This is a genomic window from Candidatus Nanosynbacter sp. HMT-352 (assembly GCF_022819345.1).
GTDB lineage: Bacteria > Patescibacteriota > Saccharimonadia > Saccharimonadales > Saccharimonadaceae > Nanosynbacter.
The window spans coordinates 331,042-356,526 of sequence record NZ_CP089288.1 but is presented as its reverse complement, the minus strand read 5'-3'; the positions used below and the strand labels follow the sequence as shown (position 1 = coordinate 356,526).

At 41.6% G+C, this 25,485-nt stretch carries 20 protein-coding genes, 1 tRNA gene, 1 rRNA gene and 2 other RNA genes; 9 read left to right on the top strand and 15 right to left on the bottom strand.

Annotated features, from left to right (window positions below; translation table 11 throughout):
• Positions 1-69 precede the first annotated feature (69 nt).
• The 4 genes from LRM46_RS01915 to LRM46_RS01900 all read right to left on the bottom strand — a co-directional run bounded on the left by LRM46_RS01915 (position 70) and on the right by LRM46_RS01900 (position 6,740).
• Positions 70-1,596: ribosomal RNA gene (locus LRM46_RS01915) — 16S ribosomal RNA — on the bottom strand.
• Between the two features lie 213 nt (positions 1,597-1,809).
• Positions 1,810-2,241: a divergent PAP2 family protein gene (locus LRM46_RS01910; RefSeq protein ID WP_243813345.1), complete on the bottom strand. Its 432-nt coding sequence runs from the start codon at positions 2,239-2,241 to the stop codon at positions 1,810-1,812.
• Between the two features lie 2 nt (positions 2,242-2,243).
• Complete coding sequence (gene gyrA, locus LRM46_RS01905) at positions 2,244-4,742, bottom strand: DNA gyrase subunit A (RefSeq protein WP_243813344.1); 2,499 nt, start codon at positions 4,740-4,742, stop codon at positions 2,244-2,246.
• A 9-nt stretch (positions 4,743-4,751) separates the two neighbouring features.
• Complete coding sequence (locus LRM46_RS01900; RefSeq protein ID WP_146422324.1) at positions 4,752-6,740, bottom strand: DNA gyrase/topoisomerase IV subunit B; 1,989 nt, start codon at positions 6,738-6,740, stop codon at positions 4,752-4,754.
• Positions 6,741-6,890: 150 nt separating this feature from the next.
• Between LRM46_RS01900 and LRM46_RS01895 the strand changes: the two genes are divergently transcribed.
• Both LRM46_RS01895 and LRM46_RS01890 read left to right on the top strand, forming a co-directional pair.
• A complete protein-coding gene (locus tag LRM46_RS01895; RefSeq protein ID WP_243813343.1) occupies positions 6,891-8,495 on the top strand; it encodes a hypothetical protein in 1,605 nt (534 codons plus the stop codon).
• Between the two features lie 10 nt (positions 8,496-8,505).
• Positions 8,506-9,075: a hypothetical protein gene (locus LRM46_RS01890; RefSeq protein WP_232736316.1), complete on the top strand. Its 570-nt coding sequence runs from the start codon at positions 8,506-8,508 to the stop codon at positions 9,073-9,075.
• 14 nt (positions 9,076-9,089) lie between these two features.
• Here LRM46_RS01890 and LRM46_RS01885 read toward each other — a convergent pair whose 3' ends face one another.
• The 4 genes from LRM46_RS01885 to ssrA all read right to left on the bottom strand — a co-directional run bounded on the left by LRM46_RS01885 (position 9,090) and on the right by ssrA (position 14,631).
• Positions 9,090-11,993 carry a type IV secretory system conjugative DNA transfer family protein gene (locus LRM46_RS01885; RefSeq protein WP_243813342.1) on the bottom strand — a complete coding sequence of 968 codons (2,904 nt, stop codon included), beginning with the start codon at positions 11,991-11,993 and terminating at the stop codon, positions 9,090-9,092.
• An 8-nt stretch (positions 11,994-12,001) separates the two neighbouring features.
• Positions 12,002-12,445, bottom strand: a complete 444-nt coding sequence (locus tag LRM46_RS01880) for a hypothetical protein (RefSeq protein WP_243813341.1) — start codon at positions 12,443-12,445, stop codon at positions 12,002-12,004.
• Positions 12,446-12,499: 54 nt separating this feature from the next.
• The gene (locus LRM46_RS01875; protein ID WP_243813340.1) at positions 12,500-12,871 is read right to left on the bottom strand and encodes a hypothetical protein; all 372 of its coding nucleotides are present in this window, start codon (positions 12,869-12,871) and stop codon (positions 12,500-12,502) included.
• Positions 12,872-14,228: 1,357 nt separating this feature from the next.
• Positions 14,229-14,631, bottom strand: a transfer-messenger RNA (tmRNA) gene (ssrA, locus tag LRM46_RS01870).
• A 66-nt stretch (positions 14,632-14,697) separates the two neighbouring features.
• Between ssrA and LRM46_RS01865 the strand changes: the two genes are divergently transcribed.
• The 4 genes from LRM46_RS01865 (at position 14,698) to rplT (ending at position 17,350) form a co-directional block, all read left to right on the top strand.
• A complete protein-coding gene (locus tag LRM46_RS01865) occupies positions 14,698-16,221 on the top strand; it encodes a YifB family Mg chelatase-like AAA ATPase (RefSeq protein ID WP_243813339.1) in 1,524 nt (507 codons plus the stop codon).
• An 84-nt stretch (positions 16,222-16,305) separates the two neighbouring features.
• Positions 16,306-16,812, top strand: coding sequence for a translation initiation factor IF-3 (infC, locus tag LRM46_RS01860; RefSeq protein ID WP_320412669.1), 507 nt, complete (start codon positions 16,306-16,308; stop codon positions 16,810-16,812).
• On the top strand, positions 16,812-17,006 hold the full coding sequence (gene rpmI / locus LRM46_RS01855) for a 50S ribosomal protein L35 (protein ID WP_129743559.1): 195 nt from the start codon (positions 16,812-16,814) through the stop codon (positions 17,004-17,006). Before infC ends, rpmI begins: the two co-directional genes overlap by 1 nt.
• 2 nt (positions 17,007-17,008) lie before the next feature.
• The gene (gene rplT / locus LRM46_RS01850; protein ID WP_243813338.1) at positions 17,009-17,350 is read left to right on the top strand and encodes a 50S ribosomal protein L20; all 342 of its coding nucleotides are present in this window, start codon (positions 17,009-17,011) and stop codon (positions 17,348-17,350) included.
• A 50-nt stretch (positions 17,351-17,400) separates the two neighbouring features.
• Here rplT and rnpB read toward each other — a convergent pair.
• An RNA gene (gene rnpB, locus LRM46_RS01845) (RNase P RNA component class A) lies at positions 17,401-17,742 on the bottom strand.
• A gap of 175 nt (positions 17,743-17,917) precedes the next feature.
• Complete coding sequence (locus LRM46_RS01840; RefSeq protein WP_243813337.1) at positions 17,918-18,562, bottom strand: site-2 protease family protein; 645 nt, start codon at positions 18,560-18,562, stop codon at positions 17,918-17,920.
• 98 nt (positions 18,563-18,660) lie between these two features.
• On the opposite strand from LRM46_RS01840, the gene rpmB reads away from it, so the two are divergent.
• The gene (gene rpmB / locus LRM46_RS01835) at positions 18,661-18,870 is read left to right on the top strand and encodes a 50S ribosomal protein L28 (RefSeq protein ID WP_243813336.1); all 210 of its coding nucleotides are present in this window, start codon (positions 18,661-18,663) and stop codon (positions 18,868-18,870) included.
• Positions 18,871-18,942: 72 nt separating this feature from the next.
• On the opposite strand, the gene LRM46_RS01830 is transcribed toward rpmB, so the two are convergent.
• The 4 genes from LRM46_RS01830 to thrS are packed head-to-tail and all read right to left on the bottom strand — an operon-like array spanning position 18,943 to position 22,927.
• Positions 18,943-19,581, bottom strand: coding sequence for an MBL fold metallo-hydrolase (locus tag LRM46_RS01830; protein ID WP_243813335.1), 639 nt, complete (start codon positions 19,579-19,581; stop codon positions 18,943-18,945).
• A 2-nt stretch (positions 19,582-19,583) separates the two neighbouring features.
• The gene (locus LRM46_RS01825; RefSeq protein ID WP_243809643.1) at positions 19,584-20,177 is read right to left on the bottom strand and encodes a hypothetical protein; all 594 of its coding nucleotides are present in this window, start codon (positions 20,175-20,177) and stop codon (positions 19,584-19,586) included.
• 24 nt (positions 20,178-20,201) lie between these two features.
• Positions 20,202-21,104 carry a tRNA (adenosine(37)-N6)-dimethylallyltransferase MiaA gene (gene miaA, locus LRM46_RS01820; protein WP_243813334.1) on the bottom strand — a complete coding sequence of 301 codons (903 nt, stop codon included), beginning with the start codon at positions 21,102-21,104 and terminating at the stop codon, positions 20,202-20,204.
• A gap of 11 nt (positions 21,105-21,115) precedes the next feature.
• A complete protein-coding gene (gene thrS / locus LRM46_RS01815) occupies positions 21,116-22,927 on the bottom strand; it encodes a threonine--tRNA ligase (protein WP_243813333.1) in 1,812 nt (603 codons plus the stop codon).
• Between the two features lie 60 nt (positions 22,928-22,987).
• Between thrS and LRM46_RS01810 the strand changes: the two genes are divergently transcribed.
• Both LRM46_RS01810 and LRM46_RS03885 read left to right on the top strand, forming a co-directional pair.
• Positions 22,988-23,064, top strand: a tRNA-Val gene (locus tag LRM46_RS01810).
• A gap of 326 nt (positions 23,065-23,390) precedes the next feature.
• Complete coding sequence (locus LRM46_RS03885) at positions 23,391-23,876, top strand: NrdR family transcriptional regulator (protein ID WP_445083014.1); 486 nt, start codon at positions 23,391-23,393, stop codon at positions 23,874-23,876.
• Here LRM46_RS03885 and LRM46_RS01805 read toward each other — a convergent pair.
• Positions 23,794-25,482, bottom strand: coding sequence for a glycosyltransferase family 2 protein (locus LRM46_RS01805; protein ID WP_243813332.1), 1,689 nt, complete (start codon positions 25,480-25,482; stop codon positions 23,794-23,796). The genes LRM46_RS03885 and LRM46_RS01805 overlap by 83 nt on opposite strands.
• Between the last annotated feature and the right edge of the window lie 3 nt (positions 25,483-25,485).

Here is a 25,485-nt window from a genome sequence, read left to right as displayed (position 1 = left end):
CGACACATTTACGAGACCGACCTAGCTCAATCTGTGATTGCTCGACAGATTGGCATCGTTACTCCCTAGAAAGGAGGTAATCCATCCGCACCTTCCGGTACGGATACCTTGTTACGACTTAACCCCAATCATGCCCCCCACCTTAGGCCGACGAATCGGACTTCGGGTGTTGGTCACTTTCATGGTTTGACGGGCGGTGTGTACAAGACCCGGGAACGTATTCACCGCAACTTGCTGATTTGCGATTACTAGCGATTCCGACTTCATGCAGGCGAGTTTCAGCCTACAATCCGAACTGGGACTAGCTTTGATGCGATTTGCTTCACCTCGCGGCTTCGCTGCGCATTGTACTAGCCATTGTATTACGTTTCTAGCCCAGGACGTAAGGGAAATACTGACCTGACATCATCCCCTCCTTCCTCCCCGTTACCGGGGCAGTCTGAATAGAAAAATACAACTATTCACAAGGGTTGCGCTCGTTGAAGGACTTAACCTAACATCTCACGACACGAGCTGACGACGGCCATGCATCACCTGTCACAGGGTTCCAAAAGGCACAGTCTACTTTCGCAGACCTTCCCTGGATGTCAAGCCCTGGTAAGGTTCTTCGGTTATCATCGAATTAAAGAACATAATCCACCGCTTGTGCGGGTCCCCGTCAATTCCTTTATGTTTTAGCCTTGCGGCCGTACTCCACAGGCGGGATACTTAACGCGTTAGCTTCGCTACTGAAGGGGTCGATACCTCCAACAGCTAGTATCCATCGTTTACGGCGTGGACTACCCGGGTATCTAATCCGGTTCGCTCCCCACGCTTTCGTGCCTTAGCGTCAGAAATGGCCCAGTAACCTGCCTACGCCATCGGTGTTCCTTCTAATATCTACGGATTTCACTCCTACACTAGAAATTCCAGTTACCTCTACCATTCTCGAGTTTAACAGTTTGAATAATAGTCTGTATGGTTGAGCCACCAGGTTTCACTATTCACTTATTAAACCGCCTACGCAACTCTTTACGCCCAGTCACTCCGGATAATGCTTGCACCCTACGTATGACCGCGGCTGCTGGCACGTAGTTAGCCGGTGCTTATTCATGAGTTACCGTCATATTCTTCACTCATAAAAGAAGTTTACAACCCGAAGGCCTTCATCCTTCACGCGGCGTTGCTCCATCAGGCTTTCGCCCATTGTGGAAGATTCCTCACTGCTGCCTCCCGTAGGAGTCTGGACCGTGTCTCAGTTCCAGTCTGGCTGATCATCCTCTCAGACCAGCTATGGATCGTCGGCTTGGTAGGCCATTACCCTACCAACTACCTAATCCAACGCAGGCTTCTCCCAAAGCGCCCGAAGGCTTTAATCCGAAGACCATATGCGGCATTAGCTACCCTTTCGGGCAGTTATTCCTCACTTTGGGGCAAATTCCTACGCGTTACTCAGCCGTCCGCCGCTCGCCGACATTTTACACAAAATTCTTGAATAGATCTTCTATATTACCCAGAAGCTTCCAGAATTCAGTGTAAAACTCGCTGCCGCTCGACTTGCATGTGTTAGGCACGCCGCCAGCATTCATCCTGAGCCAGGATCAAACTCTCCGTTAAAATCTACTTTGTATCAAAGTATTAAGGCTCTACAAAAATATAAACTGACGATGATATTGCACAATCAAATTGTTAAAGTTCATCTTAAGTCAGACTGAAGTATGATTTACCTCGCTTTACAGATTGTAAATCGTTGCTTAACTCGCACTCCAGCAACCAGACTTGTTACTAATCTTACAGTATATAATTGCTTAGGTCAATAGATTTTTACAATTATTTTGTTGCGAAAAATACAACGGCAGCTACAACCATACCAATAGCCGCCCCAGCTGCCACTTCTACAGGGGTGTGACCATGAGCAACGCGAAGTTTTTTCAACTTGCTACCCTGCTCCGAAATTAACTTGTTAAGCGTTTCACCCTGCATTCCGGACGAATAACGGACCATCATAGCATCATACATCACTATAATAGCCAGCCAAGTAGCTAGTCCAAATACAGAACTATCCCAGCCGTCTTGTAGCCCCAGAAATACCGCCAACGACACGACAATCGCACTATGAGCACTTGGCATACCTCCGGATAGAAGTATTTTTGGGTTTGTATCACCGCTAAATACTCGACGATTACGCCCCATGAGATGAAACACTTGCTTCAACCCTTGAGATATCGCCCATGCGATTACTGGAACTATCAAGACCTTCACTATTAATTACCCTCATCCTGCGGGCGATCCGCCATCAAGCCGATCGACGAAACAGCATCGCCGTCAGACAGGCGCATAATCGTCACGCCCTGAGTCGTCCTTCCAAGCAGCTTAATATCACTCAAGCCCAGGCGGATAGTCTGACCATTCTGAGAAACCAATAGCGCCTCTGTTATTTCTGGATCAATAGTCTGCACAGAGATAATCGGACCAGTTTTTGCAGTTACAACTGCGGCTTTTATACCAACTCCGCCACGTTTATGACTTGGGAAGTTCGATACCTTTGTGCGTTTGCCGAAGCCTTTCTCGCTAACCACCAGCAAAGTTTGGTCGTCACCCGTAACGATATCCATACCAACAACAGAGTCATTTGGACGCAATCTGACGCCGCGGACACCGCGAGCTGATCTACCCATTGGGCGCGTATCTTTCTCATTAAAGCGAATAGCTTGCCCTGCAGACGTAGATACAATCACGTCATTCTCGCCAGTCGTTCTCTTTATCCAGCGCAGTTCATCGCCCTCATCTAGCTTAATTGCAATCAATCCATTCGTGCGGACATTGGCATAATCTTTCACAGGAGTCTTCTTAACTGTGCCCTTCTTTGTCGCCATGAACAGATATCCGTCTTCGTTGGCGTTCTTTTCGTGTTTGATAATTGCCGTTATCTTCTCTTCTGGCTGAAGTTGCAATAAGTTAACCGCAGCAACGCCTTTCGCACTCAAACTGGCGGCTGGTACTTCGTAAGCCTTCAGCCGGAAAATCCTACCCATATTAGTGAAGAATAATAGATAATCGTGCGAGCTTGCCTGAACAACTTGATCAATGACATCTTCTTCCTTTGTTGTCATTCCACGCTTGCCCTTACCACCACGATTTTGCCTACGATAATCACTCACAAGAGTTCGCTTAATGTAGTTTTCGCTTGTAAGCAGAATTACCGACTCTTCCTCTGGAATCAATTCCTCGTCAGAGAACTTTCCTAATTCATGATTAATAATCTTACTGCGCCGCTCATCGCCATACTTTTCTTTCATAGCAAGCAATTCTTCCTTAACAACACGCAAAATCTCGTTCTCGTCAGCCAAAATTGCCTCCAGCTTCTTAATCAGTTCATGAAGTTGCTTCAATTCTTCTTCAATCTTGTCACGCTCCAACCCCTGCAATCGTCGTAGTTGCATCGCCAAAATTGCGGCCGCTTGAATTTCCGACAGACCAAATCTCTCCATCAAACGCTTGTCGGCATCGTCATAACTTTCGCGAATTGTCTTGATCACCTCGTCAATATGATCAAGCGCAATCTTCAGACCTTCCAATATATGAGCTCGTTCCTTAGCTTTGCGAAGTTCAAACTCAGTCCTACGTCGAATAACGCCTTGACGATGCTTAATGAATTCCGCCAAAATCTCTTTCAAGCCCATGACCTTAGGTTGAATACCATTGACCAAGGCCAGGACATTATAATGGAACGATGTTTGTAACCCAGTCAATTTATACAATTGGTTAAGAATCTTCTTTGGATAAGCATCTTTTTTCAGTTCAACAACAACTCGAACCTTACCGCGAGCACTTTCATCTCGCGCGTCGGCAATGTGCGTTATTTTTTTAGCAAGGACAAGTTCTCGAACCTTATCAACAAAGCCTTCCTTGCTCATACCATACGGAACTTCGGTGATTATAATACTGTAACGGCCATTTTTACGCTCTTCAATCGACGCAACCGCACGAATCGTAACTGAGCCACGCCCAGTTTCATATGCTTGACGCATTGGCGCGCCACCATAAACTTCCGCGCCTGTTGGAAAATCAGGACCCTTAATGTGCGTCAATAATTCGTCTAGCGTAATTTCAGGATTGTCTATTTGAGCAACTGTAGCGTCAACCACCTCACCAAGGTTGTGCGGTGGAATATTCGTTGCCATACCAACAGCAATACCCATCTGACCGTTCAATAGAATATTTGGAACGGCCGACGGCAAAACCACTGGCTCTTTCTCTGTTCCGTCGAAGTTATCACGAAAATCAACAGTTTCTTTGTCGATGTCAGACAGCAACTCGCCGCCAATTTTATCCATTCGCGCCTCAGTATAACGAGAAGCCGCTGGCTCGTCACCGTCCATAGAACCGAAGTTACCCTGACCTTCAACCAGCGTATATCGCATCTTCCAAGGTTGAGCCAAGTTCACCATAGCGTCATAAATTGACGAGTCACCGTGCGGGTGGTAGTTACCCATAACCTCACCGACAATTTTTGCCGACTTCACTGTAGCATGAGGAGCGCGCCAACCGTTCTTATTCATCGCATACAAAATACGACGATTAACAGGCTTCAGCCCGTCACGAACGTCCGGCAAAGCACGGTCAATAATAACCGACATGGAGTATTTAAGGAAGGAATCTTCCATAACACGCTCAACTGTCGACTTTTCAATACCGCGAACTTCTGGCTCTTCGTTCAGAATTTCCGGTTCTACTATATTTTTATTGTCATTGTCCGCCATATCTCCTCCTTAAAAGTCCAAATCTTCCACATTAACCTTAGCGGCATTTGTTTGAATAAAATTTTTCCTCAATTCTACGCTATCACCCATAAGCTTCGTAAATATAGCATCCGCCCGTTCTGCATCCTCAATATTAACCTTCACCAATGTTCGATTTTCTGGATTCATAGTCGTTTCCCATAATTGAGCAGCATCCATCTCGCCAAGACCCTTAAATCGTTGCTGTGCCGTGTAGCCCGCCTGCTTAAATTTCTCAGCATTTTCATCAATCTTTACACCAGCAGCCTTGCGCTCATTAATCTTTTCGTTCAATTTTTGTTCGAGAGCCACTTCATCATAGACGTAATCTATCTTACGATTACTGCCAGTTCCTCTACTCAACCCAAACAGAGGCGGCTTCGCCAAATATACGTGACCCGCTTCAATCACTTCAGACATATATCGGAAGAAGAATGTCATCAAAAGTGTAGAAATGTGCGCACCGTCAACATCAGCATCTGTCATGAAGATTATCTTGTCGTAACGAATACCACTGATATCAAATTGGTCGCCAATTCCAACGCCCATAGCCTTAATCAACGAAACAATTTCAGCATTAGCGAACATCTTATCAAACCTTGCACGCTCAGTATTCAGCACCTTACCGCGAAGAGGAAGAACGGCCTGAATAGTTGAATCGCGACCATCCTTAGCTGAACCCGCAGCAGAATTACCCTCGACAATAAATAATTCACAATCTTTTCGATTACGAGATGAGCAGTCCGTCAATTTAGATGGCAAGTTTAAGCCTTCAAATGCTCCCTTACGGATAACATTGTCGCGCGCAGCCCTTGCCGCCTTACGCGCTCGTGCTGCCAATGTAGCCTTACCGACAACCTTCTTAGCTGTAGCTGGATTTTCCTCCAAGTAATACGCAAAATATTCGCTCATCACCTGATCAACATAGCGGCGCATCTCTGGATTACCAAGTTTATTCTTGGTCTGACCTTCAAACTGAGGGTCTGGCAACTTCACCAAAATAACTGCCGTCAAACCTTCGCGGATGTCATCACCAGTCAGATTATCCTCTTTTTCTTTCAGCAGACTATTCTTACGAGCATAATCATTAATTACACGCGTGAGGGCTGTTCGAAAACCAACCAAATGAGTACCACCATCAGGAGTTAAGACGTTATTGGCAAATGGCTTTACCACTTCAGCGTAAGTGTCGTTATACTGAACCGCAATTTCCACCATACAATCTTCAACCTGCTTCTCGACGTAAAATATATCGTCCGATAAAACATCCTTGCCGATATTCAGGTTTTTTACATAACTCTGAATACCGCCCTCAAAGTAGAAAGCTTTTCGTTCGCCAGTCCGTTCATCAATAACCGACGTGTGAATGCCTTTTGTAAGGTACGCCTGATGACGAAGATAATTAACAACCCATTTATAGTCAAAATTAACCGTTTCCTTAAAGATGGTTGGGTCTGGATAGAAAGTAATTGTCGTACCAGAACCATCAGACTTTCCGACGGTTTCTAGTTCCGTCTGAGGCACGCCTGTTGCGTATTCTTGACGATAGATTTTACCGTTCTTTCTAACTTCGGCAATCATCCGAGTAGATAGCGCGTTCACAACACTCGAGCCAACACCGTGAAGTCCAGATGAAACTTTATAGCCGCCGCCACCAAACTTACCGCCGGCATGTAAGATTGTTAATACCGTCTCTAGCGTACTCTTACCCGTCTTTGGATGCTTATCGACAGGAATACCACGACCGTCATCAGATACTCGAACACCACCATCCTTTAACAAAGTTACTTCGACCTTTGTAGCATAACCAGCGATTGCCTCGTCAATTGAGTTATCGGCAATCTCCTTAATCAAGTGATGTACGCCCTCGTACCCCGTACTACCGATGTACATTCCTGGACGCTTACGAACCGGCTCAAGGCCCTCTAGGACCTGGATTTGTGAGCCATCATAAGATTGTTCATTTGTTTGTTTAGCCATATCTCCCTCACTATTATCTGAATTATCAGCTCTTTTCAACAACCTTATTATACATCAAAATAGATATATTCTCAAACTATTTACTTTTTCAGCATGCTTATGCTAAAGTTAGATTAAAGTTATATAACAACAAAAATAAAAGAGGTCAAAATGTTCAAAAAAATTATCTCGCGCCTACCATACAGCCCTTCAATGATCCACAGTTTGGGCTTTTACGCGAAACGCTTACACAAAGAAGAAGCTACTCGAAAGATCGGGCTTATCTTAACTGCCCTAGCGCTTATTGTGCAATCTTTCACTGTTTTTTCACCGCCAGAATCAGCCAATGCAGCAGATTCCAGCGACCTAATTTATGGCGGAATTTCTAGCGGTCAGCAACTGATGGCTCATTATGACGCGAACACAAATAATATTCGCGACCTCTACGATCATCTTGGTATTAGCCGCTCTGATTTGGTAGCGGCGACCGGTAATCTCCAGACCTTAAATAGCAATATGGGTACCTATTCATGGGGACTTACACCTCACTTTGGCGCAGCAAGAGGTGAAGGATCTTACGTAGTTCGTACATCACAAGGCAGTGCTCGCACTTTCTATTATCGACCTCACAACCTCTGGGGCAGCTTCTCATATAGAGCATTCGTTGGATATTCAGCTGGGACTGGCTGGTTTGCAATCATGCTTAACTGCGGTAACTTAATCCTTAAAATCGCACCACCGAGCCATCAATGTCCAACTGGGCAAGTCGGAACATACCCCAACTGCTCTACTCCGCCACAGCCAGTAGCTACGTGTAACGCCTTAGACATAAAGAAGAATGGCGATACATACCAATTTACCGCTAACGCCAGCGCAGCTAATGGTGCGACAATCCAAAAATATGTATATAGCGTTTACCGAGGAAATACTCTAGTTAAGACAATCGAAGGTAACGATAAAATCGTAACTTATACAGAAAAAACACCGGGATCATACAAAGTTGTTCTAACGGTAAAAAGCTCGCTGGGCGACAAGACCTCAGACGCCTGCGTAAAGACATTTACTATACCAGAGCCAGCAAGGTGTCCTCAAAACCCTAAATTATTGAAGGACGATCCTCAATGTCAACCATGCCCAGGCGACTCTACGATATGGATTAACGATAGTCGATGTTCTGCTTCGTTCGTGCAGACAAAAACCGCAGTTAATCTCACCCAGAATAACGCCGACGCAACAACTACGGTTGCAAAATCTGGAGATCGAATTACCTATACTCTTTCGGTAAAAAACAAAGGGCTTAAAGAGGAAGAATTTACATTCAAAGATCAAGTCAGCGACCTGTTAGAGTATGCCGATATATTCGACGCTGGCGGTGGAACATTGACAGATGATAAAGGCGCTAGCGCGGGCAGCGGCAACGCAAAAGTACTAGTATGGAACCCTATAAAGATCAAGCCAGGAGAAACCCAGAAGCGCAGCTTTACCATCCAAATAAAGAACAGTATCCCAGCAATGGCTAGCGGTAAAAGCAATCCAATGTCTTACGACTGTAGGATTGATAACACATTTGGCAATACTGTCAGCACAAAAATTGACTGCCCTGCACCGAAAGTTATTGAACAAACCACTTCACAACTGCCAAAAACTGGTGCCAGCGAGAATATGATGTTCGCAGGAATTATTGCAGCCGTGGTCGTATACTTCTACGCTCGATCACGTCAATTAAATAAAGAAGTTAGGATCATTCGGCGAGACATGTCCGCAGGAACTTTATAGGAGGTGAAAAATGAGTGAAAAATTAAAGTCTACCGTAGAGAATGCTGTCGACACCAGAGAATTAGCAGATTTAAGCAGAGAAAAAGCTGCTGAAATCGAAAGATCCCTAGAAAAGGCGGTTGAAAAAGAAAAATCAAATGCCGAAAATGAAAATAGCATTAAACATGAGGCTATAGAAATTGCCGCCCGCCAAGAAAAGCAGCAAGAACAAAAAGAATCTAAAGAGATAAAAGAAGATAAGCCTCTTACAAAAAAAGATATTGAAGCTTCTTATAAGAAGACTTTGGAAAATGTACAAGACCAACTATCAGCTCCATCCAGGGCTTTCAGTAAGGTCATTCATAATCCAGTCGTCGAAAAGACTAGTGATGCAATTGGCAATACTGTTGCCCGCCCTAACTTAATCATCTCTGGCGCCTTAGGCGCAATAGCTTCTGTCGTCGTGTATTTTATCGCCAAACGATACGGATATCTATTATCAGGATCAGAAACTATTATCTTGTTTGTAGCCGGCTGGTCTATCGGCGCTGTTATTGAGTATGCTCGAGTAGGGTTTATTAACAACAGAAAAAATAGCTAGATAAATGTTGAATTTTATCTCAAGCTAATCATCACTTCATTATCGTCATCATCACCATTGCGTAAATCGAGCCGATTCTTAACCACAGGTTGGCTCGGTTTTATATTTATAGAAGAGACAGAGTTATTGTTTGTAGTCATAGACACATTTGTCCTATTAACGACAGCACTATCTATCGCAGAAGGTTGACTTTGCTGTTTGCTGTCAAGGTTAGAAGCCGCAGCATTTACACTATTTATATTAGAAGGCGCATTATCAACCACCTCTGGGCGACCTTGCGTATTCTGTATTTGTGAGGAAGCCTGTGGGGCTTGCGAATTTACTGGTCTTACGGTTGTTGAGCTAGAAGCGGGCTTTCCTCCTAGCTGTTGTCTCTTCGCTAGCCATTCATCCAAGAACGATGACCCACCAGGTGCCTTTTGATTAGCAGAAGGCGCTAATTGAGAAGAACTCGTCTTTGGTTGTACACCACCTCTAATCCTGTCAAATATCTCCTTCTCAACAACAGCTCGTGGTCTACCGTATTTAGCAGCAGATAGCCTTACTAACGCATCTCTCAGTTGATTATTAACTTGCCCCATTGGCGGTATCCAGTTCATACTAAACGGCGCAGACGGCACGTTATTAATCATCACAGAGGTTATAGATTGGAAGTTTGGCAATTTAGCCAAGTCGTCGACATCGAATGTCGGCTGGAATTTCTTAACCATCAGTTCAGCGTCAGTTACACCGATACGCCCAGAAATAACTGTACCGACGTTACCAATAATAGCTTCTCGTATCTTATCTGTTAACTGCGTCATAAACTGGTTACCCATAATAAGACTCAATTTATACTTACGAGCCTCAGACAAAATAGATTCAAAGCTGTCAGTGGCGAAGTTCTGAAACTCGTCAACATACAATGAGAAATCAACTCGCTGATCCTCTGGAATATCCGCCCGAGACATCGCTGCCGCCTGGAACTTCATTACAAAGATAATACCCAAAAGCTTAGAGTTAAGTTCACCCATCTTACCTTTCGATAAGTTAACCAGCAAAATCTTATTATTATCCATAATTTCACGCAAATTAAATCCAGATTTGGTCTGACCAATAATATTGCGCATTGCATCATTGGAAATAAATGGACCAAACTTTGATACAACCCATGAAATAACCTCACCTGCCTCATTTGACCTCTGTGACGCAGGAAATTCCTTTGTCCAGAAATCAATAACTTGCTGATCTTTTACATACTTAAGCTTGCTTTTCACAAATTCAGGATCAATAAGACACTTCGGCACGTCAATAAACGTTCCACCAGCAGGATCCGACATCAACAATAAAGCGCAGTTTCTAAAAATATGCTCCAGGCGAGGACCAACAATTCCCGTATGGCCTGGATCGTAAAGACCATACAGCATATTAATCGCCTCTTGAACCAAAAAGTCTTTTTGGTCTGGAGTGTCGAACTCAAACATATTCAAGCCAATTGGATTAGTCATGTCGGCAGGATTAAAGTAGATAATATCCTCAACGCGCTCTTTTGGAACCTTACCCAATAAAGATTCAACCAAATCACCGTGCGGATCAATAAAGGCGAATCCCCGACCATCCATCATATCCTGATAAGCCATATTTTCCTGCAAGACAGATTTACCAACACCTGTTTGACCAATAATATATACGTGGCGGCGACGGTCTTTTGTGCCGATTCGAATAGGTTTTTTGACTCCTCGAAATTCGTTATACCCAATCAGCAAACCCTCATCCAAAACGTCTGTTGGTCCATCAACCTGCTTGGACATCTGTCGCTTAACTTGTGAAGTCGGGATCGCGTTAGCTCCAGGCAAATGGAATAACGTTGCCATTTCTACACTGTTGAGAATATTACTACGAGTTTCCTGAGGGAAGAACCTCATAATATATGCTGTTGTCATTTCCTCAACATTCCTAGTTAAAGAGAACTTAAACCCATTATTGCGCGGTGAGTCAAACAACGAGAAGGCTGCTATTATATTTTTTAACAACGCTTGAGAGCGCGCCGCAGTATTTGACGAAATTACAACACGCACCAAAACTTCATACGCAGGATAGCGAGCTTTTTCGCTGATAGCATCCACTTCCGCCTGCTCTAAAGATGTTAGCTGCTTGTCCTCAGAACTAGAGCCACCGTCTTTTTCATTATTCTCTGGCGGTTTCCACAGAGCCTCCATGATATCCATAGGAGCAACGCCTCCAAAGCCCTTCTTCTTGCCCTTATTTTTCTTCATGCCGTCAATATGAGACTCTGAAGCCTTGGACCAACCGTCATACGCCGGACGTAGTAAAAATTGTACACCTATTCCATCTTCTCTGGACGCCGAAGATAGAGCATTTAATAATGCCCTGGAAGCATCTCTTTTCGACTCCTGATAAGTCGATATTGGATAAACAAAGGACTTTTTCAGGGTGAATTCGCCGCCGATGGTTCCGCTCATCTTGCCAACCTTGCTGAATATATTAGTATCAGATACCTCTTCTAGCCGAGCAGAAGGATATGCTGCCGCTACAGCTTGACGAATAACATCAACTAACACTAGCGGAACAACAGCATAATAATGAACTAACCCACCGTGTGCAACAATCTCAAACGATATATGACGTTGACCGTAGACTTTACTTTTGAATCCTTTAGTTGCTGTACTTGAGATGATATTGTACATCACCTGGGCTTGCGACAGCACCTCTTCAGTTAAATCTCGCTCATCTCGATTTGAACTATTGACATCTTCACTTGTCGGAGGCAGATGTATAAGCAATGGCACCATCTTCAAGCCTCGTTCATAATTTTTGGCTTCCCTCAGCATATTACGATACAACACAAAAGCTACCACAGAACCAGCGGCTATAATAACAATCGCGATAAAACTAACTATCAAAGGACCCGCACCCATATAAAACCCTACTTACTACCGTCGTCATTTTGACCTAAAGTCTTATTATATCGTTTTTTTAAATAATCAGCCTGCAGCTGTGCAATAACTCTATTCCTCTCATAAGGATTATCTTTTGTTAAAGCTATAATCTTTTTAACTTTATCCACCCACTCTCTTTCTATCAAGTCTTCATCCGCTGCCACCAGAGGAGTATCATCATCAGCTACTACCCCTGACTGCTTCGCGCTTTGATCGTCGTTTTGAGATTGAGATAAAGGAACTGTTGTAGTATTATCAACAGGCAAAGCCACGGGTATATTGTTATACTGCTCAACCCTAGCACCAAGTGACTGCTCAGACTCTCTTCCGACTTCAGGATTTAATGATGTATTTTCTACATTATACTCACCACCTATATTTTGTGGCTGCACCTCAGGGGTCCTATTAACTTGTGGCAGTTCGGGATTCATAAATATATTGTACCACGTAACTGTTTAAAATACACGACTACATTCAGGACGGGATTAGTATCTTTTATGTATAAAAAAACACGCCAGCAATTCAAACACACCAAGTAATAATATCTCAAAAATCCCAACATCTCCCATCGATTGCATACCCACATAAATAACTGGAGCAAGAGAGATTACAGTAGAGTAATAATACGTCTTATACTTAGATTCATTACGACTATTCTTGAAATTAAAAAATTTCGCAGCTATTCGCTCCGATGTTAAAAATACTACATAAGTCAGACAGATAAATAGCACATACAAACATACGAAAAACGCTAGAATCCCAAACGGACCAGCAGAACTCGGGTTTGTCGCATTCAAAATAACCGCAATCAGAATCAACGCAACCAACGCTATAAAACTAACTATCTTCATCCCCATACTCACATCATACTATACACAAGAAGCCTGAGCGATAATACTATAGCATATAGACACAAACCATCCGCCGATAAAAAATAACTATTAGGCGCGGGTGCCATTTGCCTATTACCGCTCGAGGCGATTTGACCGCTCCTTAGTTAAGGAGCATCCTTGCAGTGTTCCTCTGCATACATCCAGGACTCTCACCGCTAGCTATTTAACGAGGATTAACTGGATGTATGCGGTACTAACCGCGCGCTCAACGCTTTTGCAATTTGCGAAATATTGTAAAGGCGGAGCATTGGCTGCGTCATTATAAAAATCATGCAGCCAACTGTCCGTCAATTTATACGTAAAAACGCGGCTTTATATAAATTTTATTGTTAATGTATTTTTTTGCTTTTTTGTTTTTCTAAAAGCTTAACCTTATACTAGCATAGCCCTATTTAGATGTCAACCATTACTCAGTCAAAAAGTATTGTAATTTTCACCTATTTTTTAATGTTGTTAAAATTATCATCTGTTAATTATTCTACTATCGCTTTGTAGTCATATGTGCATTTTACAACAATCTTGTCGTTTTTGAGCATTATATAGCACAGATTGCACACCATTCAATGAAGATATCATCGACTTAACGACCGCCAAATTACATGACGAACCTATGATTACCCGTCGTCCAAACATTGCCACAAAAATAGGTTCGTACGGTCAATATCAGACCGAAGTCTAACACTTAAATCCGTGATAAAATAATAGTCTCTATTCCCCGCTTTATAAAACTCTATTCACTTTCATTGTCACACTACAGCAAACTTAACAAAATTATTTTTTATATTATCACAAGAACATCCAAGCATCAGTATGTATATTAAATCTTATACATCAAAATGTCACACAACAGTTTTAATTAAAAATTACAAAACGAAAGTATAAAGTTTATTCATAGTACACAAAGCCACCTTTTACACTTCAATAAAAGAGTCCTAGAAAATGTGCGACAATTTAATTTATCGCACACATAAAAGACATAGAAAGTCATCAAACAAACGCCAGTCTCTGGCATATAACTTCATAGTAAAAGCCATTAGAAAAATAGTTGCGAAAATTAGAAAGAAGATTATAAAATGTGTGGTATTTTTTACTAAACTTTTTACAAAAATATTGTTGACATAAGCATTTATATAGCTTATTATAGGGGTAGCTTCTGAATAAAAAAGTTATACAGAGGCCAAAAATAAAAAGAAATTGTAAAACTCCACTTTTTTGAAAACAACCACTACTCGCAGGTGGTTGTTTTTCTATCTTAAAGATAAATTCTACTCTTCAATATAAATAAAGCCAGCGACAAGGCTGACTTTTAATCTAATCTATCTGGTGGAGCTGCCGGGTACTGCCCCCGGGTCCAACTGGTATCACAACATTCGTCTACGAACATAGGCTTATCTAAATTTATTTAATAACGCCACTCGGATTTAAAATAAACCGAGAAAACCGAGTTCCGTTACGTAGTAAAAGTCCTACATATCCGCTACTTCCAAATATATAGCAAGCAACATAGATATAACACCCTTAAATATTGACTGTTGCCACAATACAAGGATGATCGCTAAAAATTAGGCAGCGATTGGCGCAAAGGCCATCTTAGGAGCGAAAGCGCTCGCTACGAATGACTTTGCTTTTGCAACAAAGTTTGCATCTAAAAATATACGTTACGCGTATCGTCGGCTCGCAGAATGTCTTGATAATGTCCAATTGTCGAAAGCTATATCAGCCCCACATATCGATTCATATTATACCCTGATCTCATTCAAAAATCTACATGCTTATGTTTTAATAGATTCATGATTAGTAGAGTTATTTCAGCTACACCTTATGGATTTAGCGGGCAAATTATCGAAGTTGAGGGAGATATGTCAAAAGGACTTCCTAGTCTGCAAATTGTCGGAATGGGTAATAAGGCCATCGACGAGTCCAGAGATCGAGTACGTAGTGCAATAAAAAACTCTTCCCTAGATTTTCCAAAAGGAAAAATAATCATCAACTTAGCACCGGCAGAGTTACCAAAAGACGGATCTCACTTCGATCTCCCAATCGCCTTATCTATTTTATGTATCAGCGGCGCACTTAATCAAAGCGACGTAAGTAATGCGGTTTTTGCGGGAGAACTAGCACTAGACGGCAGCCTACGTCCAATACGATCAGCAATTATTACAGCCGAAGTGGCCAAAAACCAGAAAATTAAATCAGTATACGTGCCAGCCCAAAATGCCAAACAGGCGGCGCTAGTGACTGGAGTTGACGTATTTCCAGTAGAAAACCTAAAGGCACTCTTCTTACACCTCAAAAAAGAAAAGATTATTAAGCCAATAGACAGATCGTCAATAAAAAATATATCTCGCAATCATAAAAACACTCCAACCATCGACGACATCTACGGACAAGAGCAAGCAAAGAGGGCTATCCAGATAGCCGTTGCCGGAAGACATAATATTTTATTGTCCGGCCCTCCGGGATCAGGAAAAACTATGTTGGCAAAATCTTTGAAGAATCTATTACCAGCCCTATCAGAGGATGAGATAGTAGAAGTGACAAAACTTCACAGTCTTGGAGAACACACTATAATAAACAATCCCGTAGTAGATAGACCGTTCAGATCACCACACCACACCGCAAGTAGAGCGTCTATTATTGGCGGAGGATCGAAAGTGCAGCCAGGAGAAATCAGTTTAGCTCATAGAGGTGTCCTATTTCTCGATGAGCTACTCGAATATCCGCGCACTGTACTTGAATCGCTTCGTCAGCCTCTAGAGGATCATGAAATTACTGTCAGTCGTGCAAATAGTAAGTTCAACTTCCCTGCCAATTTCTTATTAGTAGCCACAATGAATCCTTGTCCTTGTGGATTTCTTGGAGACCCAAAAAAAACTTGCATATGCTCACAAAATCAAATTCTCAATTATCAAAAAAGATTATCAGGGCCATTACTTGATCGAATAGATCTAACTGTGTCGGTTTCACGAGTTCCCCATGAAAAATTATTAAACAATAACATGTCGACAAAATCACAACAAGAGACATTTTTATCTGAGATACACAAAGCCTACTCTATTCAGAGAGACAGATATAAGTGTAGTTACAAATACAACAATGACATTCCAAGTAATGGTGTTGATAAAATTACATCAATATCAGAATCTGCAAAAACCTTCTTGACGAACGCAGCCAGAAAGCTAGACTTAAGCACTCGCAGCTATTTTAAAGTTATAAAAGTTTCTCGCACTATCGCAGATTTAGAAGGATCCGCATCCATAGAAATTCCACATATAGCAGAAAGTTTACAGTACAGACAGATTAACATAGGTTAATTATTATCCTTGAAAATAACAAACATCTCTGTTACAATAGCAACTGAGTTAATCTAAAATTGCTTCAAAAAAGGAGAGCCAGAGATTAATAAATCAATCCGTATCAACGGAGCAATCCGTGCAAGAGAACTGCGGATAATTGGTCCTGATGGCGAGCAGCTCGGAATCATGTCTCTTAAGGAGGCTTTAAGTAAAGCCAACGACATGAATCTTGACTTAGTTGAAATATCGCCAGGAGCCAATCCGCCAGTTGCTAAAATCATTGACTGGGGTAAGTACCAGTATCAAAAGATGAAGGATCAACAGAAGAATCGGCGTCAAGCCAAATCTGGAGACCTAAAGCAAATGCGCTTCGGTCTAAAGATAGGGGCTGGAGACCTAGAGATCAAGCTGAAGAAGATCCGTAAGTTTTTGGAGGGCGGACATAAAGTCCGCATACAAGTGGTCTATAAGGGTCGTGAAATGGCCCATAAAGAGATCGGCTACGAATTGATTGACAAAATCATGGAGCACCTTAGTGAGGACGCAATATTAGAGCAAAAACCTCAGATGGCTGGTCGCAATCTGAGCGTAGTAATAAGGAGTAAATAATGCCAAAGCTAAAGACCCACAAAGGCACTGCGAAGCGTATCAAGCTGACCAGCACCGGAAAATTGACCCGCCAGCGCGCATTTGGCGGCCACTTGTTGGCTAAAAAGTCAAAAAGTCGTAAGCGCGCAATCAACACAACAGCAACAGTAACTGGTTCGATGGCTAAGAACGCCCGTCGAGCAATGGGAGTATAGTTATGCGAGTAAAACGAGGAGTTGTCGCACGCGCTAAGCATAAAAAAATCTTAAAAGCAGCTGAGGGAATGCAGCATAATCGCACCAGAAGTTTTCGTCTTGCAAAACAAGGTGTTATTAGAGCTCTGCAGTACGCCTACCGCGATCGTCGAAACAAGAAGCGCGATCTACGCGGTCTATGGATTACTCGAATCAATGCAGCCGCTCGACAAGAAGGTACAACTTACGGCAAGCTTATAGCTTCTATGAAATCTAAAAACATTGAGATTGATAGAAAAATATTAGCAGAATTGGCAGTTAACGAGCCAAAAGCTTTCGCTGAAATAGTAAAAGCAAGTCTATAGTAGGACAAATCTACCAATATAAAACACCCTGACATTATGCAGGGTGTTTTGTTCATAGTCTGCCTATAAGCCGGGTTCTGTCTAGGGCAATCATCTATCTAGTTTGCTTGTTGCCAAACAAATCAAGCGGTTATCGATCTGCGGACGGATAATCCTATTTGCAAATCTCCTTGCAGCCGACAGGGTTTACCTCTCGTCTATGTCGCCATAGACGACTGTGGGCTCTTACCCCACTCGTTTCACCTTTTCCCCCGTATATAAAATACGAGGGTAGTTTCGTTTCTGTGGCACTTTCCCTAGAGTTGCCTCCGGTCGCCGTTAACGACTGTCGTATCCTTCGCTGCCCGGACTTTCCTCTTAAGTATAACTTAAGCGATTGCCTAACAGACTACATAGTATATTATAGCACTAAACCCTAGACTTGTCTGTGGGCGCTAGATATTCCCCGCATAAATGCAAGGTGGGTGCTCGCAACTTATTGCCACGACAATAAATCATTAAAGCTCCCTATCGTATGATGTTAGGAAAATCATACGCGCCCACGGATAAATCCAGGGTATGCTCCTATTATACACCAAATATGTTCATAAATACACGCAAAATCGCCCGAATACAACCCGACATAACCTGCCCAATTACATCAGAAAACAGCACAACTATAATCATTACCAAAAGAACGCCGTTTTGCTCAATTTTTTGCATAACACCCCTGATACCATCCGGCGCTACGGCATATAATATTCTAGATCCGTCCAGAGGTGGAATTGGTAGCATATTAAAAACAAAAAAACCCAGATTTACCGATACGGCGGTAGAAATAATCAGTCCAAATATCGTAGGTCGTACTGCCCCAGCATTATTAATAACGCCACTAAACACTCCGAAGCCAAACGCAATAAAGGCGATTACTAAATTAGTAATCGGGCCAGAAAGAGCAACAAGAGCCGCCCCCCAATCGCCAAAACGGACTCTATTTGGATTAAACGGAACAGGTTTAGCTCCTCCGAAAACCGGAGCATGTAACACTACCATAATCAAAGGAAGCAAAATAGTCATCACCGGATCGATATGTCTTATGGGATTAAGTGTCAGCCTCCCCTCTTCTTTTGCAGTATTATCGCCCAATGCATACCCCATAAAAGCGTGCATAGCCTCGTGAATAGTCATAGACAATAATATAACAATCAAAACTATTATTATTTCTAAAATCATAAGTGTCATTATAGCATCAATACGTAATCTTGACTAATTGCACAAATGTCGCTACAATAATAAGGATTGTTATTAATAATAAAGTAAAGAGAGCGGAAATGGCATCACGATGTGATTTAACAGGCAAAGGCAAGCAGTATGGCAACAACGTCAGCTTCTCCCTGCGCCGCACTAAGCGTGTTTTCAAACCAAACCTTCAGAAGAAGACTTTTGTTGTTGACGGTCAAAAAATTACCATGACTTTAAGCACAAAAGCTATTCGCACCCTGAAGAAAAAAGGTATTTTGAGCGCAACTACTAATAAGTAATCGCTAAATCAAATTTTAATAAAATAACCCCGATTGCATTATCGGAGTTATTTTTAATTCAACGAGAAGACCCTAGCTTTTCGATATCTGAACAACTGTTAAATTATCTGGCAGATCCGTTATTTTCTTTAGCTTCCATTTTGGACCAGCCTCAACAACTGGAGCTCCTAGATTTTTTACAAACTCATCCACACCGTCCTGTGGGACTTCATAATGCAAAGTAGCGTCATTGTAATGCACCGGAATCACCACCTTAGGATCCAATTGACGAATTATTGAAGTTGATCCCATTGCGTCTAATGTATATCCATTTCCGCCGACAGGTAATATTGCAAAATCAACAACACCTATATTTTCGAGCTGATCATCAGTTAGTTTACTCTCAATGTTACCAACAACCACTCCCTTAGCTTCACCAATCGTAATTTTATATATTGTAGATTTTTTAACATCATCTGCAGCATCAATATGTCGTCGCGCTGGAATTCCTAGCAATGAGATGTCTCCGACCTCATATTCACCTGGACCCGAAAATAGCAATCTTGGTGTAGAATCCACAACAGTAAACCGATCCTCTGTAACCACTTCTACATCATTATTCACAGAAACATTTTTTCCTCCGACAATCTCTAAATTCGGATCAAATACCACACGAAGTTTCTTTGTGGTAATAATAACAGCATTTGCTCCTTTATACTCTATTTCAAACATGTCTACTCCTTTCTCATTATATTTTCCGTATCTACTAATACAGAGTGCTTGTTTCTTACAATATCCATTATAAACCTATCTTTGACACTCATCCTATAATAGAAATCATCATAAGATATTACGGCATAATTTATCTCTATTTTTCTATCTTTTTCGATTTTTTTAACAAGATTTTTTATAGTTACGGCAGACATATCATCGCCAACCAATAGCAAATCAACAGCAGAACTTGATCCGACTACTAATTTCCCCGAAATAATAGCCAATCTTAAACCTCTCATTCTCCCTAAAGAGTCTTTCCAGGAAACGCTACTCGCAGCACCCATACCGCCTTCTGTATTTTTATCTGAGAATATAGCTGCGAGCGGCTTAATGTAAGGATAGTCTTCATTTACGCTATAGTACAGTTTATTATCAATAGCATCCTGCTGTACTATACCTACAGACACCATATTAGCTAGCTCTCGACGAACAGAATTTATTTGCTCATCGATCATCCTAGTAATTTCCCTCACATAAAATGACTTTTCTGGATTATTCAGAAAAAGATGTAATAATTTTACCCTAGTTTTTGAACCAAATAATGAATCAATCATTGTACTATAATTGTAACATATTTTTTACTTACTATCTAATACTCGAGATAAATATTGTTCACATGAATGAACATCTCCCCATTCAATAAATGGGTTTCGCCTAAACCACGTCAACTGACGTTTCACTAAGTTTACATCACTAACGATAAACTCCCGAATAGTCTGGTCTTCATCTATTTCTTTCTCGATTAATTTCTTAATAATAGGATAAACATTGCCTGTCATAGCCTCATTACACCACCCGGCATTATTGGCTAATCCTATTGTTTCTTCTACAACACCATCCTTGAACATTTTTTTTGCTCTATCTGTAATTCTCTGCCTTAATAGCTGTTTACCTGTAGTAATTCCGACAACGATGGTATTACTCAACGGCACCTCCAATCCAGATGACTTTTTACCGGCTCGCTCAATAGCCCTAATTAGATATCTTTTATTTTTACTATTCTCCGGCAAGGCTACATCGTGATTGACACAGTATTGTTGAAGTTCAGATATCGTCATTTCTTGTAGGTTAGCTCTCTTTTCTTTGCTGGATTTACCTCCAAATTGAAAATCAAATATAACAGAATCAATATACAACCCTGTTCCACCGACAAGAAATGGAATATTTCCTCGACTTCGGACTTCTTTAATCTTTTGACAGGCATAGTCCTTAAATTGTGACACACTGAAAGAATCTCCCGGATCTACTAAGTCAAGACCCCAATGAGGCACTCCTTGCTGTTCACCCAAAGAAGGCTTAGCTGTCCCAATGTTCATACCACGATAAACAGTTCTACTGTCAGCACAAATTATCTCTCCTCTATACTTCTTTGCCAATTGTATAGCTAATGACGTTTTGCCGCTAGCGGTAGGACCAACAATTACAATTAGTGGTAGGCGACCTTCATCAACGCCGTTATCTAATTTTATAAACCTATTCAATTAACTCAACCCTACAAAGATTTTATATACTCAGCAAGCTGCTCCAACGATATTTTTTCTTCGCCAGATTGCGTGCGAATACTAACCTCGTTAGCTTCCATATCCTTTGGTCCTACGATAAGTTGAACAGGTATCTTCATAGAGGTAGCTTCCCTAATCTTCTTGCCTAATGATTCATTTCTAGAATCTATTGTAAATCTTACATCGTTATATCTAACTGGCTCCATGAGGGTAATGTCTGATAACATAGTTGTTATTTTATCAACATATTCTAATACTGTATCGTTGATTGTCAAAATACGAACCTGTTCTGGAGCCGCCCAAAACGGAAACCATCCGCCAGTATGCTCTATAAACACACTTAAGAATCGCTCAATTGAACCCAATAAGGCACAGTGAATCATAACTGGTGTTGTAAAATTACCATCAGCATCCGCATACTCCAAACCGAACCTTTGTGGTTGCACGAAATCTAGCTGCACGGTTGCAACTTGATGTTCACGGCCGATTGCATCGGTTGCCATAAAGTCAATCTTTGGACCATAGAATGCCGCCTCACCCTCTTGTTCAAAATAATCCAAGCCTACTTTCTCAACAGCAGATTTTAACTGGTTCTGTGCGGAATCCCATAAGCTAAGGTCGCCTAAATACGAATCAGACTCGTCACGATAGCTTAATCTAACCCTGAGCTTCATATCGATTGAACCATATAACTCACGAGCAGCAGCTAGCAAATTATTAATCTCGCCTTCAATCTGATCAGTACGACAAAATATATGGCTATCATCTTGTGTTAATGAGCGCACACGGTTCAATCCGCCCAGCTCGCCGGTTTTTTCGTCACGATAATCTGTTGTCGTTTCCAAGTATCTTACTGGCATATCACGATAACTTCGCGGTCGTGAGGCAAAAATTTGCGTATGATGCGGACAGTTCATAGGCTTAAGAGCCATCTCATCACTAGTTTCTTGGCTTTTAACTAAAAATAACTCTTCTCCGAACTTAGCCCAATGGCCCGATGTTTCATATAAATCTTTTTTCGTAATATGAGGCGTCCAGACCTTTTCAAAGCCAAACTTCTGTCTCAGCTGGTTCGAATATTGAGCCACTATATCTCGTAAAATCGTACCGCGAGGAGTAAACAAAGGCAAACCAATCCCCACCAGAGGAGAGGTCGTATATAGATCAAGCTCCTTGCCTAACTTGCGATGATCTCGCTGCTTTGCAATTTCCAATCTATTCAGATATTCATCCAGCTCTTCCTGCGTAGCAAACGCTACACCATATATTCGCTGCATTTGTGGATTATTCTCATTGCCTCGCCAATACGCTCCAGCCGTCTTAGTAAGTTTAAATGCACCAACTTTTCCAGTACTGTCCACATGTCCGCCCCTACACAAATCAGTGTAATCACCCTGAGAATACAAAGAAACAGTCTCGACTTTACTATCGCCATCAGACACAGATCCCATTTTTTCTCCAGCTAATTCGCTAGCAACGGTAGTACCAGATCGTTTAAGATCATTCAGTAGTTCCACCTTAAATGACTGATCTCCCTTTATAGCCCAATCAATAGCCTCTTCTACTGACACATCACGCCTCTCAAACGGATAATTAGCCGCTACGATCTTTCGCATCTCCTCTTCTATCTTCGGAAGGTCAGCTTCAGAAATTGTCCCGTTGTCAAGATAAATATCATAGTAAAAACCATTGTCGATAGCCGGTCCCACGCCAAACTTCGCCTGAGGCCATAAATGCTGAATAGCCTGCGCCATAATATGTGCCAGGCTGTGTCTCATAGATTTTAGTTCTTCTTCACTCATACCAATATTATACCACGCTCCTTGATAGTAGACATCTGTTATGATAATATTATTATATCTGGGCGATTAGCTCATTTGGCTAGAGCGCTTCATTGACGTTGAAGAGGTGAGAGGTTCGAATCCTCTATTGCCCACCAGATGTGATACATAAGCCTCGTCGATAGTAGACGGGGCTTTTTATTGCTTACTATACACACCTTGACTTTATTTGATAAGTATGTTAGAATTTAAAGTATGAATAAACATGGCTCACCTAGTTTAGGCACAAAAAAACCACAACACTGTTCTTTATTGAGCAAGGCAAAAATTCACTACGAATATAACAAGAAGATCAACGAAGAAAGATCTATACTTAATTAAGTTCCCAGATTTACAAAGTAATCGCCTCTATAATGAGGCGATTTTTATTTTACACAGCACTTTTCCACTGGATTTTTTTATAGTTGTATGTCAATATATTGATATGATATGCATAAAATGTTTTCACGGAAAAACCCACGTAGTAAATTCTCGTCAAAATAAAAAATACCCAATAACCTGGCGTAGACATATATGCGACCAATGCGGCTATTCTTTTACAACCTACGAAAAGCCTGCGATTCCCCTCGTTGTCACGTCACAAGATGGCAAGGAAGATAATTTTTCTATAGGAAAACTGATACTTAGTATTGCGCGAAGTTTTAATCATAATGAAAAATTAGCAGGCTCATATAGCTACGACCTGGCCAATACTATACAAGATAAGTTGATACTTTTACAAAACAAACCCACTATATCATCACAACACATCGCCGAAATAACCCACTCAACATTACAGAATTTCGACCAAATAGCCGCACTGCAATACGCAGCACAACATGATCTTATCATCCCTCAGAGGAAGAGGCGTCGTGGTCGTCCTTCTTTTTCTTATTCTGAACACGACTCTGATCATTCATCTCTACAGTAGTCTTCTCTGTCACGTCAAACTTATCAAGATATTTACCAAGCAAAAGATGGGTCTGGGCATTATACGAGGCCATTGAGCTGTATACTATAGCAATTACAGGCATCAGAGCCCATTGCAGGACCATTAATACATTCCTACTCTTTTTATATCTTTCTGGGCGCGGAGGCAGAAGTTTAAATGATACGAAAATTGAAACCAGAATGCCTACCATAGCTATCTGTTGTATTAAGCTAACCGTATCCGGCAGTTGATGTGCGGCAACACTACGAGCAGCCTCACCATTCAGCACAAGCGGCGCCCACCCGCCAAAAGCAACAATTAGAGCAATACAGGCCTGTGTTACATGTCCATCTAACAACCTTATAAACCTGGCTAGACTAGGCCAAAATTTTACTGTTCTATTTTTATTGAATACGTTATTACCAACGTATGCCACATCTGAAGCCCCGTAGCTCCAACGACGCAACTGAACAAACTGCGCCTTCAGTGTCTTTTTATATCCATTAGACAATACCGCATCCTGATAAATCGGTACAAAAATTGGTACAACTTCGTAATTACCATCAAAATAGAAATAGCTTCTCCAGTACTGGTGACCGTCTTCAACAATTGTTCGCGTACTCCAAAAGTTCATCTCAACGAGAGCGTTCATTGGCTGCGAATGTGATGCAAAATTACGTAAAGAATATGGACGCATGGAGCTGATGATATTCCAAAATGAATTCCCTGTTGCCACTACTCGCATCGGTGCAGGAACATCCCATATATTATTAGTAAACAAACATATAGGCTGGAACGATAAATGTTTTCTATCTTCATGAGTAATATACTCATATGTCACATAATCAAAATAATACTTATGCGGCTTATTATCACAGTCCATTGTTGTAACAATAACATCAGAAAAAGCTATTTCTTCCTGTTGTAAATATTGCTCTAACCACTTGCCTGCATACGTGATGTTTCCACCCTTACCGACCACCTCATTTGGTAGATCTTTTGGATGTTTTACAATATGGAAAGAATGAAAGTACTTGCCGTATTTCTTTTTCAGCATTTTAGCTGTTGTATCAATATCAACACCACCACGCTCTTCGTATGCAAAAACCACAATCAGACGCTTCTTATCATATGTTGTATCTAAAACTGATTTAAGAGCAGGTTCAATCACTTCTATACTCTCGTTGTATGCAGGCATAATAAGAGCGTTGTAAATATTACTGGGTTTAGGATAGTACCCGTCTTCCGCAGCAGACATAAATCTTAGATTGTCTACATGTTGTTGATATAACAACTCCCTAGATTGATTATCTCTCAGTCTAGAGTATGCTTCTTTCGGATCTTCCAAATCAGACAATCGACCATTCCAGTCGACTCTCGACGCTTTTTCCATATTACTATAACCACTAATTACCCTATAGCTAATTGCTATGGCTTTCACAAACGCAGCTAGGATTATAGACAGTAAATAAATTGACGCCAGAACAGGACTTAAAATAGACAAAACGATCAAAAGAATAATAGCCCCGTAGCTTAATAATCCAGGAAGCATCTCAAGAAAACGATATTTTTTTGTTCGTTTACCAAGTGGAATCTCAATGTCCATATA